Genomic DNA, 11863 nt, shown 5'->3' with positions numbered 1-11863 from the left:
GGCCAACGAGGCGCGCGGCTACCAGCGCCAGGTCAGCCGCGCCGCGGCGCAGAAGGCCGTGGGCGACCTGCAGGCCAAGGGCGCTCAGTTCAACGAACTCACCCCCGCCGAGCAGGCCCGCATGCGCACCATCGCCAAGCCCGTCATCGACAAGTTCGCCGCCCAGTACGACCCCGCCATCGTCAAGCTCTACAACGACGAACTCGATCGCATCCGCAAGTAAGCCAAGCCCTCACCGAAGCTCCCCATGAAGATCCTCGTCCTCCACGGCCCCAACCTCAACCTGTTCGGCCGCCGCGAACCCCACATCTACGGCAAGACCACGCTCGCCGAAATCAATGCCCGACTGCAGTCGCTCGCGGGCGAACTCGGCGTGACGCTGGAGACGATCCAGTCGAATCACGAAGGCGACCTGATCGACTTCCTGCACACGCACATCGACGATGCGCAGGGCGCGCTGGTCAACCCCGCGGGCCTCACGCAGCACGGCGTCCCGTTGCACGACGCGATCAAGGCGATGCCGTTCCCGACCATCGAGGTGCACATGTCCAACATCGCCGCGCGCGAGGCGTGGCGTGCGCACTCGATCATCTCGCCGGCGGTCAAGGGCACGGTGCAGGGGCTCGGGCCGCTGTCGTACCTGGCGGCGCTGCGCGCACTGGTCGAGATGCAAAGGCAAGCTCTGGCTGCGGCCGCGCCATGAACCGCTGGATCGACCGGTGCTGCACCGGCATCGAGGCGCTGATCGCGGCCGCGCTCGCGGTCATGGTGGTGCTCGTGTTCGGCAACGTGGTGCTGCGCTACGGCTTCAACTCGGGCATCACGGTGTCGGAAGAAGTCTCGCGCTGGCTCTTCATCTGGATGACCTTCCTCGGCGCGGTGGTCGCGCTGAAGGAGCACGGCCACCTGGGCGTGGACATGGTGGTGCAGAAGCTGCCGCCCCTCGGCAAGAAGATCTGCCTGGCCGTCGGCCACGTCGTGATGCTCTACATCGTGTGGCTGTTGTTCCAGGGCAGCGTCGCGCAGGCGCGCATCAACTGGGACGTGACGGCGCCGGTCACCGGCGCGTCGATGGCCATCGTGTATGCCTCGGGCGTGGTGTTCTCGGTGCTGGCCGGCTTCATCCTCGTGCTCGATCTCCTGCGCCTTCTCACCGGCCGCATCGCCGAGAGCGATCTCGTGATGGTGCAGGAGTCCGAAGAGGCGGTGCAGCTGCAGCAGATCCTCGGCAGCCAGGGCGCTGACCAGGGCAGTGTTCAGGGAGCGCGCAAATGACCATCCTCGTCTTTGTCGGCTCCCTCCTGCTGGCCATGGCGATGGGCATTCCCATCGCCTTCGCGCTGCTCGCAAGCGGCGTGGCGCTGATGTGGCACCTGGACCTGTTCGATGCGCAGATCCTCGCGCAGAACGTGATCGGCGGCGCCGACAGCTTTCCGCTGCTGGCGGTGCCCTTCTTCATGCTGGCCGGCGAGATCATGAACGTGGGCGGCCTGTCCAAGCGCATCGTCGACTTCGCGCTCGCGGTGGTCGGCCATGTGAAGGGCGGCCTGGGCTACGTGACCATCATGGCCGGCTGCCTGCTCTCGGCGCTCTCGGGTTCGGCGGTGGCCGACGCCGCCGCGCTCACCGCACTGCTGCTGCCGATGATGGTGAAGGCCGGCCACGACAAGCCGCGCGCGGCCGGCCTCATCGCGGCCACGGGCGTGATCGGGCCGGTGATCCCGCCGAGCATCGGGCTGGTGATCTTCGGCGTGGCGGCCAACGTATCGATATCGAAGCTGTTCCTCGCGGCCATCGTGCCGGGCCTCATGATCGGCGCGGCGCTGTGGCTCACGTGGGCGTGGCTCGTGCGGCGCGAGAAGATCGTGCCGCCGCCGCGCAAGTCCTCGGCCGAGATCTTCGCCACGTTCCGCAAGGCGATCTGGGCGCTGATGCTGCCGGTGATCATCCTGGTGGGCCTGCGCATGGGCGTGTTCACACCGACCGAGGCCGCGGTGGTGGCCGCGGTGTATGCGCTCTTCGTCTCGACCGTCATCTACCGCGAGATCACCTGGCGCGACCTCCATGCGATCTTCGTGAGCGCGGCCAAGACCAGCGCCATCGTGATGTTCCTGATCGCCGCGGCGATGGTGAGCGCTTGGCTCATCACAGTGGCCGACCTGCCCTCCAAGATCGTCGGCCTGCTGGAGCCTTTCATGGGCAACCAGATCCTGCTGATGATCGCGATCATGGTGATCGTGATGATCGTGGGCACCGCGATGGACATGACGCCCACCATCCTGATCCTCACGCCGGTGCTCATGCCGGTGGTGAAGGCAGCGGGCATCGATCCGGTGTACTTCGGCGTGCTTTTCATCATCAACAACTCGATCGGGCTGGTCACGCCGCCGGTGGGCACGGTGCTGAACGTGGTGGCGGGCGTCGGGAAGATATCGATGGACGACGTCACGCGCGGCGTGGTGCCTTTCATGATCGCGGAGTTCGCGATCCTGTTCGTGATGGTGGCGTTTCCGCAGCTGGTGATCGCGCCGGCGCGGTGGTTCGGAGGCTGAGATGCCCTTCGCCTCCTTCCCCGCCATGCGGCCCGCGTGGCTGGCCGCCCTCGCGCTGCTGGTGCAGTTGCCCGCCATCGCGCAGGACCCCGAGCGCGAGGTGCTGCCCGAGCAGCGCCAGGCGCTCGCCTTCGTCTCTCCCACCGGCCTCGTGCCGCTCAAGGGGAAGATGCTCTTCAGCGCCTTCCACATCGCCTCGGGCCAGGAGCTATGGATCACGGACGGCAGCAGCGCCGGAACGCGCATGCTGAAAGACATCCGTCCGGGCTTCCGCGGCTCTTTCCCGGCGGGGCAGACGCCGTTCAAGGGCCACGTCTACACCACCGCCACCGACGGCGCGAGCGGCCTCGAACTCTGGCGCACCGACGGCACGGCCGCGGGCACCACGCGCGTGATCGACTTGCGGCCCGGCGAGGAAGGCGCGATGCCGAGCGAGCTCACCGTTTTCCGCGACGCGCTGTACTTCGTGGCGGACGACGGCAAGACGGGGTTCCAGGTGTGGAAGACATCGGGCACGGCGGAGACCACAACGCGCGTGTCGGCGATCGACGCCGGGCCGCGCGCGGTCGCACGGCAACTCACCGCGGCGGGCAAGCGTCTCTTCTTCACCGCGACCACGCGCGAGCACGGCCACGAACTCTGGGTGACCGAAGGCACGCCCGAGAGCACCCGGCTCGTGAAAGACGTTCGCCCGGGCGCCGAAGATGCGGGCATCCAGGCACTGACCGCCATCGGCGACGAGATCTACTTCACTGCGCACGATGGTGAGCACGGCATCGAGCTGTGGAAGAGCGACGGCACCGAAAGCGGCACGCGCATGGTGAAGGACATCCGGCAGGGCACGTCGCCCTCGCGGCCTTCGCACCTGGTCGCGATCGGCCGCACGCTGTACTTCGCGGCCGACGACGGCGCGCACGGCACCGAGCTCTGGAAGAGCGACGGCACCGAAGCCGGCACGACGCTGGTGAAGGACATCCGTCCGGGCTCCGGCGGTTCGATCTCGAGCCCGTTCGCAACGATGGGCGGCAGCGTCTACTTCGCGGCGACCGACGGGGCCTCCGGCGCGGAGCTGTGGCGCAGCGACGGCACCGCCAAGGGCACGGTGCGGGTGAAGGACATCGCACCGGGCGCCGAAAGCGGATCGCCCGCGCGCTTCGCGGTGATCGGCTCGACGCTGTGGTTCTCCGCGAACGGCGGCGGCGCGACGGGTGTCGAGCCATGGACCAGCGACGGCACCACGGCCGGCACGCGCGCAGTCGCCGATGTGGCGGCCGGTGCGCGCAACGCGCTGCCGCTGGGCTTTCGCGCGCTGGGCGATGCGGTGCTCTTTGCCGCCGACGACGGCCATGGCAACGAGCGGCTGTGGACGCGCCGCAAGGACGGCCGCGTGATGCTGATTGGCGACCCGCTCAAGGAGCGCTTGCGCTGAAGGTCTGCGTGTTCGCGTAGTTGCGCAGTGCCTGCGTCATCGCGGCAGCGAGGGCGGGATGCGTGGGGTCGTGCCCCGCGCCTTGCGCCCACTGCAAGACGGCCCGACCGTGCAAGACCCGCGCGAGTGCTTGTGCGCCTTGCGGAGGACACATGGCATCGCGCGTTCCATGCACGATGCGCGTGGGGACCGCGGGCAGCGCGGCGCATCGCTGCAGCAACGTGGGCGCACCGAGCCAGCATCCGTGGCGCAGGTAATGGCTCAGCACGCGGTAGCGCGGCACCAGCCGCTGCAGCACAGCGTCCTCGGGCGGTGCGGCGGTGCCGCCCGACAGGTGCTGCTCCCACGCGAACCAGCACAGTGCCGCACGCCGTTGCGCCTCCGAGTTTCCGTGCGCGAAGATGTCCGCGAGCACCGTCGCGACCGGGCATTGCCGCCGCCGGGCTTCAGTCCACAGCACGCGCCATTCAGGGCCGCCGCGCCGCGCGGCCTCGGCGAAGAAATCGTGGATGTCCGAAGTGCGGGCCAGAAACGTGTTGCGCAGCAGGAGCCCCGCGATGGCGGAAGGCTGGTCCAGCGCATGCAGGAGCGCCAGCGTCGCGCCCCACGATCCGCCGACCACCAGCCACCGATCGACACGCAGATGCTCGCGCAGGCGCCGCAGGTCATCGAGCAGGTCGGCGAGCGTGTTGTGCGCGATCGACCCCGTGGGCGTGCTCCGGCCCGCGCCGCGCTGGTCGGGGCAGATGATGCGGTAGCGCGTGGGGTCGAAACCGCTGCGCAGAAGCGGCGAGCTGCCCGAGCCGGGCCCGCCGTGAAGCACCAGCGCGGGCAGCCCTTCCGGATGGCCATGCTCCTCGACATGCATGACATGCCCGCCGCTCAACGACAGGCGATGGACGATCGTCATGCGCGAGCCGGCTCAGCCGCGCGCATTGGCGTCCGTGCGGAAGACGAGTTCACCCGCACGCCGCGCGCCCGGCACGAAGCGAATCGGTGTGCCGGCATCGCGCGGGTCCGAGGCCGCAGCGACCATCGCCTCGACCTCCGCATGCCGCGGACTCTTCGGACACACCGGGTCCGTGGCAGCCGCATCACCGGTGAGCAGGAACGCCTGGCAGCGGCAGCCGCCGTGGTCCTTCTCCTTGTCTTCGCAGGTCTGGCAGGTGCTGCTCATCCAGCCGGTGCCGCGGTAGGCGCCGAACGCCGGGCTCTCCTGCCAGATCTCGCGAATGGAGTGCTCGCGCACGCTCGGAAAGTCGAGCCCCGGCAGCATGCGCGCGCTGTGGCATGGCAGGGCCACGCCATCGGGCGCAACCACGAGGAACACGCTGGCCCAGCCGGCCATGCAGGGCTTGGGTTTTCCTTCGGCGTAATCGGGCACGACCCAGAGGATCTTCATGCGGCCATCCAGGCGCGGCCGGTGCTCGTCGACCACGGCTTCGGCGGTGGCCAGCGCCGCGCGCGTGGGCATCAGCATCTCGCGGTTGCGCCACGCCCAACCGTAGTACTGCACGTTGGCGAGCTCCAGGAAGTCGGCCTCCATCGACTCGGCCATCTCGATGATGCGGCCCACGTGCGGCAGGTTGTAGCGGTGCATCACGCAGTTCAGCACCATCGGGTAGCCGAGGTCCTTGATCGTGCGGGCCACGCGCTGCTTGAGATCGAAGGTCTTTGTCGAGCTGAGGAAATCGTTGAGCTCGCGGCTCGAATCCTGGAACGACAGCTGGATGTGGTCGAGCCCCGCCTTCTTCAGCGCCTCGGCGCGCTGCGGCGTGAGGCCCACGCCCGAGGTGATGAGGTTGGTATAGAAGCCCAGGTCGTGCGCCGCCGCGACGAGTTCCGTGAGGTCGTCCCGCACCAGTGGCTCGCCGCCGGAGAAGCCCAGCTGCACCGCGCCCATCGCACGTGCTTCGCGGAAAACACGAATCCATTCGTCCGTACCGAGTTCATTGCTGTATTGCGTGTAGTCGACCGGGTTGGAGCAGAACGCGCAATGCAGCGGGCAGCGGTAGGTCAGCTCGGCGAGCAGCCAGAGCGGCGGCTTCGCTGCGACGCCGCGAAGCTCAGCGGATCCAGTGGCGTCCATGGGCCTGCTCCAGGAACTCGATCACGTCGGCCCGCAGGTCGGCTTCGCCGAAGGTGGTCTCCAGGTCGGCGACGAGCGCGGCCACTGAAGTTTTTCCGTCGCAGCGCTTCAGGATTTCCGCCGCCGGTCCGTTGAGCTTGATCATGCCCTCGGGGAACAGCAGCACATGGCACTGTTGCGCGTCTTCCCATTGCAGCCGGTACATCGTGCCGATCGACGGTTGTGCGCTGTCGGTCCATTGCGTGGTCATGGCTGCTGCTCTTTCGCAAGATCGTCGGGGTAGGCGCGCTCGATGGCATCGAGCATGGCCCAGAGGATGTCGAGCTTGAAGCCCAGTATCTGCAATGCACGCTCCTGCCGTTCGCGCGTGGTGCACCACTGCATCGCGACTTCGAGGCCGTGTTCCACGTCGCGGTCGGCCAGGGGAATGCGGCTGCGAAAGTAGTCGAGGCCCGAGGTGTCGATCCACGGATAGTGCGTGGGCCAGCCCGCGAGGCGGTCTTTGTGAATGCGCGGCGCGAACATCTCGGTGAGCGAGGAGATCACCGCCTCCTGCCATGGCGCGGTGCGCGCAAAGTTGACGTACGCATCGACCGCGAAGCGCACCCCGGGCAGCACCAGCGCGTGCGATTCGAGCGTCTCGCGCTGCAGGCCGGTGGCGATGCCCAGGCGCGTCCAGATCTCGATGCCGCCCGCGTTGGCGCCTTCGTGGCCGTCATGCCCGTCGTGGTCGAGCATGCGCACCACCCAGCGCCGGCGCGTCGCGCGGTCGTCGCAGTTCGAGAGGATGGCCGCGTCCTTCACCGGAATGCGGCACTGGTAATAGAAGCGGTTGGCCACCCAGCCGCGCACCTGGAACGGTTGCAGCTCGCCCGCGTTGAGCCGGCGGTTGAACGGGTGGTGGCTGTGGTAGCGCGACTCCATCGCGCGCAGGTTCGATTCGAAGACCTGCGGGGACCACGCGTCCTGGTGCTGCTGTTGCGTCACTTGTTCAGATCTCCAGTTCCATGCCGTCGAAGGCGACCTCGATGCCGCGGCGCACGAGCTGCGCGCGCTCCGCGCCGTCTTCGTCGAGGATGGGATTGCTGTTGTTGATGTGGATGAGCACCTTGCGTTTTGCAGCGCAGGCATCGAGTGCTTTCAGCATGCCCGGGCCGTGCGGCCCGTCGCATTGCGGCAGGTGGCCCATGTCGGCCGCGCGTTTGGTGCCGAGGCCCGCGGTGAGCATTTCGTCTTCGGTCCAGAAGGTGCCGTCGACCAGCACGCAGTCGCAGGCGTCGAGGCTCTTGCGCTCGGCATCGCCGACCTCTGCGAGGCCCGGCGCATAGAGCACGCGCTTGCCGGTGGACGGGTCTTCGATGAGCACCGCGGCGTTGTCGCTGCGCGCCTCGGTCTGGCGGCGCGGCGAATACGGCGGCGCCTTGCCGGGAACGGGCACCGCTTGCAGGCGCAGGCCAGCAATGTCGTGCCACGCGCCGCCGCCGGCCTCGAGCGGCATCGGGTGCCAGGTCACGCCGCAGTATTTGTCGAGCGCGTTCAGGAGTGGCAGGCTGCCGGTGAGGTCTTCGTACGACGCGGGCGTGCAGTAGAGCTGCAGCCGCTGTCCTTCGCGCAGGCTGAGAAGGCCTGCGACATGATCGATCTGCGAGTCCATCAGCACCACCGCCTTGATGGGCGAGTGGCGTACGCCGTGACGCGGCTGCAGCGCCTTCGACGCACGCAGCTGCGCGCCGATGTCGGGCGATGCATTGAGCAGCACCCAGTCGTCGCCGTTGGCGGACACCGCGATGGAGCTTTGGGTGCGAGGGCTTGCCCGCACCTGGCCGGTTCGCTGGCCCGCGCACAGGCGGCAGTTGCAATTCCATTGCGGGAAGCCACCGCCCGCCCCCGAACCTAGAACCAATATCTTCATACGCGCAAGAAAAAACGGCACCGGTGGAAGCCGGTGCCGTTGTGGTCCGCTCTCAGCGAGCGGAGATGTACATCGTGATCTCGAAGCCGAAACGCATTTCTTCGAACTCAGGCTTGCACCATTTCATCGCATTGCTCCTTCAGTGGTTGGGGTTGAGGGACGGTATCAATATACGACGATCTTGCCCGTAGGACGCGGGCTATGACAGTCGTTGTAGAAGTACTCTCCGGGCGCATCGAAGGTGTGGGTCGCCGATTGGCCCGGTGCCAGGCGGAAGTTGAACCGTCCTTCGAAGAACTGCGTTGCGCAGTGCGTGTTGGCATTCGCCGCCGGATTCGTGAAGGTCACGGTGGTGTTCGCCGGCACGCGCATGAAGGTCGGCGTCATCGCATTCACCGCCGTCGACTCCGTGGCGCCGGGCTCGTTCGCCGGCGTTTGCACACGCGCGAGGAACACGGTGTTGGGCGTCGGCAGTGCCGCGCCCTCCACCGCCGATCCGGACACCGGCCGGCGTACGACGGGCGGTGTCGGCGTTGCGGGAGGCATCACCGTGCCGCCGACCTTGAAGGCCCACAAGCGGTCGCCGCGCGGTGCCGAATCGCCGTACGGAATGCCCGTGCCGCCCGAGTACACCGCGACGTACTGCTCGCCGTCGATCTCGTAGGCGATCGGGCTCGCGCTGATGGCCGCACCGGTCTGGAAGCGCCACAGCTCGCTGCCGTCGTTGGCATCCATCGCGAGCAGGTTGCCGTCGGGCTGGCCGATGAAGAGCAGGTTCGACGCGGTGGCCAGGATGCCGTTGCCGTGCGCGAGCGAGTACGGCATCTGCTTCTTCCACTTCACGAGGTTGGTGCTCGGATCGACCGCCAACACGGCACCGGTCATGTACGTGCCCGGTGGACGCAGGCCGTTGCTCGACTCGGTGAGCGAGTGCGCGGCCGACACATAACCCATGCCCGTGTAGACGAGGCCGGTGCGCTGGCTGAAGGCCTGGTGGTTCCAGTTTGCGCCGCCGCCGTGTCCGGGGATGGAGAGGATCGGCACGTCCCAGTGCGCGTCGTACAGGCACCCCTTCACGTAGTTGGGCACGGCGCGGTTCGGGTCGCCGGGAATGGCGGTGCCCAGCGGCTGGTCGACGATGCAGGTCTCGGTCCATGCGCCCTGCCGCGGCAGCGGCTGCGTGGGCCAGCTCGCCTGGCGGGCGTCCTGCTTGACCGGCACCTCGTCGATGCCCAGCGGCGCGCTGCCGTCCTTGCGATCGAGGATGTAGTACATGCCGGTCTTGCTGCCGTAGATGACGACCTTGCGATCCTTGCCGTCGATCTTCACGTCGGCGAGCACGGGCGACATCACGTTGTCCATGTCCCAGATGTCGTGGTGCACCGACTGGAAGTGCCACTTGTATTCGCCGGTCTTCAGGTCGAGCGCGACGAGCGAGTTGGCGAACAGGTTCTGGCCCGGCCGCGTGGAGCCGTTCTGCGACGAGCCGCCGCGCACGTTGCCGAAGGTCCAGTAGATGAGGCCGAGTTCCGGATCCACCGCGGGATGGATCCACGGCGTGGCGCCCGCGCGGTCCGATTCGGCCGCGCCGCCCCAGGTGTCGTAGCCGATCTCGCCGGCGCGCGGCACGCCCCAGAACGAAGTCAGCACCTTGCCGGTGAGCGCATCGGCCGAGAACGCGGCGCCGCGGTTGCCGTCGTTGGTGCCGAGGAAGAGGCGCTTGTCGTGATAGACCAGCGCCACCTTCTGCAGCGCGCCCTGGTAATCGGGGTCGGTAGTGCTGCTCGGGTACTGCTTGATCCAGGCGATGGCGCCGGTGTCGGTGCGCAGCGCCACGAGGCGGTTGCCGGTGGCCACGGTGAAGACCAGGCCCAGGTCCTTCGCGACCGCCACGCCGCGGCGCGTGATCGAGCCGTAGGGCGTGGTCCACTTCCATTTCGTGAGGCCGGTCTTGCCATCGACCGCGATCACGTTGCCGACAGCGGACTCGATGTAGATGACGCCATCGACCACCACCGTCGTGCTCTGGTTGTTGCCGGTGGTCATGCCACCTTCGATCTGGTTGACCCACGCGCCGCCGAGCCTGGCAACCTGGGCCTTGTCGATCTTCGCGAGGCTGGAGTAGTTCTGGTTGCCCAGGTTGCCGCCGACCTTGGGGAAGTCCTTGTCGCCCGCAGTGCAGCAGTCCGACAGGTTCGCCGAGGGCGTGGCGGGTGCGGGCGGTGGCGGCGGTGGTGCGCCAGGTCCGGGGGGCGGCGGCGCGGGCGGTGCCGGCACCACCGGGAACACGGGCGTGCCTCCGCCCGATGAGCCGCCGCACGCGGTGATCAGCAACGGCGATGCGAGCACGCCGCAGGAAATGAGCAGCGTGACCAATGACTTTGGTTTCATGGATGCCTCTACGCGGTGAAGGTTGAAATGCCGTTACTCGGTGCAGAAGGGCGTGAGGCCCATCGCCGACTTGACGCCCTGCACGACCAGCTTCTGGAACTCGATGGCGCCGACGCCCGAGAGGTCGGCGGTGAACGAGTGCGCGTTGTGGCCGAGGGTGGTGAGCCATGCGCGGCCGCCGTCGTAGTACTGGCACCAGGCGACGGGGTGGAAGTCCGCGTGGCCGGGGTGCGGCGCGGAAGTCAGCGGCTTCAGCGTGGAGGTGTCGACCTTGGCGAGGAACTTCACCTTGGTCGGGAAAGGCGCGAGGTTGTACCACTCGTCCTGGAAGGAGAAGCGCTTGGGCACGTCCTTCGTGGAGGGGTCGTCCGAGACGATCTCGACGTCGCCCGCGCGGTTCGGGCCGTGGTTGTAGAAGTTCGCGTTGCCCAGCAGGCCTTCGTAGTACGGCCAGTTGTATTCGGCACCGAACGCGTTGTGCAGGCCGACGAAGCCGCCGCCGCGGCGCATGTAGTTGCGCAGTGCGGTGCGCGCCGCGTCCTGGCTGGTGGTGACCGCGCCGTTCCACAAGGTGTCGCGGTTCGAGCTCGCGAAGATGATCGCCTTGTAGTTGTTGATGCGGCTGCCGAGCACCGCGACGTCTTCGGTCCAGTCGACCGTGATGCCTTCGGCCGACAGCATGCGCACGAGGCCGGCCTGCATGACGTTGTCGGGGTTCATCGTCGGGTTCAGGCCCGAGCCCATCGGTGTGCCGAGCACGGCATGGCGCGGGCCCGCGGTGCGCGAGTAGACCAGCACGCGATCGGGCGTGCTGGCGAATGCGCCCCAGTCGTTGTAGCACTTGGGATTGGTGCCGCGGCACACGTTGTAGTAGGTGTCGAAGCTGTCGTCCGCCTCGGCCACGGGGTCGGTCGGCGGCACCGGCACTTCGTCGGTCGGCGCCGTTGGCTGATCGGGCGCGGCCGGCGCCACCGGCTGGATCGGAAAGCCCGCGAACGACGAGCCGCCGCCGCTGCCGCCACCGCAGGCGGCGACCGCCAGCGCGAGCGCCGCGGTCGATGCAAGTCCGAAGAGAAATGATCTGGAAGATTTCAAGGGAGTCTCCTGTTTTGGTCGAAAGCGGGCCGCACGGGGATGCTTTCCCCGCGACGGATTTGCTGCTCGGCGGCGGCCGGCAGGAGCAGCAGGTGATGAGGGTTGCCGGCGGAACGGAGCGTCGTTCAGCCCGAGGCGTCGTTCGCGGCGAGCGCGAAGTGCCGGGTGGTCATTCCTTGCGGATGCGATCGAGTTCGTCGTTGTAGAGCTTGACGATGGCGGGGTCGTACTGGGCGGCGAACTTGTCGATGACGGGCTTTGCGATGGTGCGCATGCGGGCCTGCTCGGCGGGGGTGAGTTCGTTGAACTGGGCGCCCTTGGCCTGCAGGTCGCCCACGGCCTTCTGCGCCGCGGCGCGACTGACCTGGCGTTGATAACCACGCGCCTCGTTGGCT

Annotated in this window: 12 protein-coding genes and 2 pseudogenes; 5 read left to right on the top strand and 9 right to left on the bottom strand. The window is 67.9% G+C overall.

Going from position 1 to position 11863, the window contains the following annotated elements:
• From J2W23_RS31260 to J2W23_RS31240, 5 genes and pseudogenes are all read left to right on the top strand, one after another.
• Positions 1 to 223 (top strand): annotated as a pseudogene (locus J2W23_RS31260) (TRAP transporter substrate-binding protein); the annotation flags it as partial.
• A 24-nt stretch (positions 224 to 247) separates the two neighbouring features.
• Positions 248 to 703, top strand: coding sequence for a type II 3-dehydroquinate dehydratase (locus J2W23_RS31255; RefSeq protein ID WP_176659943.1), 456 nt, complete (start codon positions 248 to 250; stop codon positions 701 to 703).
• The gene (locus J2W23_RS31250; protein ID WP_307651489.1) at positions 700 to 1275 is read left to right on the top strand and encodes a TRAP transporter small permease; all 576 of its coding nucleotides are present in this window, start codon (positions 700 to 702) and stop codon (positions 1273 to 1275) included. Before J2W23_RS31255 ends, J2W23_RS31250 begins: the two co-directional genes overlap by 4 nt.
• A complete protein-coding gene (locus J2W23_RS31245) occupies positions 1272 to 2552 on the top strand; it encodes a TRAP transporter large permease (RefSeq protein ID WP_176659941.1) in 1281 nt (426 codons plus the stop codon). Before J2W23_RS31250 ends, J2W23_RS31245 begins: the two co-directional genes overlap by 4 nt.
• Before the next feature lies 1 nt (position 2553).
• Entirely contained in the window at positions 2554 to 3981 is a 1428-nt protein-coding gene (locus J2W23_RS31240) for an ELWxxDGT repeat protein (protein ID WP_307651488.1), read from the top strand.
• On the opposite strand, the gene J2W23_RS31235 is transcribed toward J2W23_RS31240, so the two are convergent.
• The 9 genes and pseudogenes from J2W23_RS31235 to J2W23_RS31200 all read right to left on the bottom strand — a co-directional run.
• A complete protein-coding gene (locus tag J2W23_RS31235) occupies positions 3962 to 4891 on the bottom strand; it encodes an alpha/beta fold hydrolase (protein ID WP_307651487.1) in 930 nt (309 codons plus the stop codon). The two genes, J2W23_RS31240 and J2W23_RS31235, sit on opposite strands and share 20 nt — an antisense overlap.
• 12 nt (positions 4892 to 4903) lie before the next feature.
• Positions 4904 to 6070: a pyrroloquinoline quinone biosynthesis protein PqqE gene (gene pqqE / locus J2W23_RS31230; RefSeq protein WP_307651486.1), complete on the bottom strand. Its 1167-nt coding sequence runs from the start codon at positions 6068 to 6070 to the stop codon at positions 4904 to 4906.
• Complete coding sequence (gene pqqD / locus J2W23_RS31225) at positions 6048 to 6320, bottom strand: pyrroloquinoline quinone biosynthesis peptide chaperone PqqD (protein ID WP_013539174.1); 273 nt, start codon at positions 6318 to 6320, stop codon at positions 6048 to 6050. The genes pqqE and pqqD overlap by 23 nt, the downstream gene beginning before the upstream one ends.
• Entirely contained in the window at positions 6317 to 7057 is a 741-nt protein-coding gene (pqqC, locus tag J2W23_RS31220) for a pyrroloquinoline-quinone synthase PqqC (protein WP_307651485.1), read from the bottom strand. The genes pqqD and pqqC overlap by 4 nt, the downstream gene beginning before the upstream one ends.
• A gap of 4 nt (positions 7058 to 7061) precedes the next feature.
• Positions 7062 to 7982 carry a pyrroloquinoline quinone biosynthesis protein PqqB gene (gene pqqB / locus J2W23_RS31215; protein ID WP_307651484.1) on the bottom strand — a complete coding sequence of 307 codons (921 nt, stop codon included), beginning with the start codon at positions 7980 to 7982 and terminating at the stop codon, positions 7062 to 7064.
• Between the two features lie 52 nt (positions 7983 to 8034).
• A complete protein-coding gene (pqqA, locus tag J2W23_RS31420) occupies positions 8035 to 8109 on the bottom strand; it encodes a pyrroloquinoline quinone precursor peptide PqqA (RefSeq protein ID WP_013539171.1) in 75 nt (24 codons plus the stop codon).
• A gap of 38 nt (positions 8110 to 8147) precedes the next feature.
• The gene (locus J2W23_RS31210) at positions 8148 to 10373 is read right to left on the bottom strand and encodes an outer membrane protein assembly factor BamB family protein (RefSeq protein WP_307651483.1); all 2226 of its coding nucleotides are present in this window, start codon (positions 10371 to 10373) and stop codon (positions 8148 to 8150) included.
• Positions 10374 to 10406: 33 nt separating this feature from the next.
• Positions 10407 to 11468, bottom strand: coding sequence for a ThuA domain-containing protein (locus J2W23_RS31205; RefSeq protein WP_307651482.1), 1062 nt, complete (start codon positions 11466 to 11468; stop codon positions 10407 to 10409).
• Between the two features lie 169 nt (positions 11469 to 11637).
• Positions 11638 to 11863, bottom strand: a pseudogene (locus tag J2W23_RS31200) (TRAP transporter substrate-binding protein); the annotation flags it as partial.

Source organism: Variovorax boronicumulans (assembly GCF_030812215.1).
Classification (GTDB): Bacteria; Pseudomonadota; Gammaproteobacteria; order Burkholderiales; family Burkholderiaceae_C; genus Variovorax; species Variovorax boronicumulans_C.
The sequence above is the reverse complement of the archived record's forward strand: the minus strand, read 5'-3'. Positions and strand labels throughout refer to the sequence as shown.

What these genes read in the sequence shown, in the direction of transcription:
- pqqD (WP_013539174.1), bottom strand. Translation starts at nt 6,320, where the DNA reads ATGACCACGCAATGGACCGACAGCGCACAACCGTCGATCGGCACGATG.
- J2W23_RS31235 (WP_307651487.1), bottom strand. Translation starts at nt 4,891, where the DNA reads ATGACGATCGTCCATCGCCTGTCGTTGAGCGGCGGGCATGTCATGCAT.
- J2W23_RS31255 (WP_176659943.1), top strand. Translation starts at nt 248, where the DNA reads ATGAAGATCCTCGTCCTCCACGGCCCCAACCTCAACCTGTTCGGCCGC.
- J2W23_RS31240 (WP_307651488.1), top strand. Translation starts at nt 2,554, where the DNA reads ATGCCCTTCGCCTCCTTCCCCGCCATGCGGCCCGCGTGGCTGGCCGCC.
- pqqB (WP_307651484.1), bottom strand. Translation starts at nt 7,982, where the DNA reads ATGAAGATATTGGTTCTAGGTTCGGGGGCGGGCGGTGGCTTCCCGCAA.
- J2W23_RS31250 (WP_307651489.1), top strand. Translation starts at nt 700, where the DNA reads ATGAACCGCTGGATCGACCGGTGCTGCACCGGCATCGAGGCGCTGATC.
- J2W23_RS31245 (WP_176659941.1), top strand. Translation starts at nt 1,272, where the DNA reads ATGACCATCCTCGTCTTTGTCGGCTCCCTCCTGCTGGCCATGGCGATG.
- J2W23_RS31210 (WP_307651483.1), bottom strand. Translation starts at nt 10,373, where the DNA reads ATGAAACCAAAGTCATTGGTCACGCTGCTCATTTCCTGCGGCGTGCTC.
- pqqE (WP_307651486.1), bottom strand. Translation starts at nt 6,070, where the DNA reads ATGGACGCCACTGGATCCGCTGAGCTTCGCGGCGTCGCAGCGAAGCCG.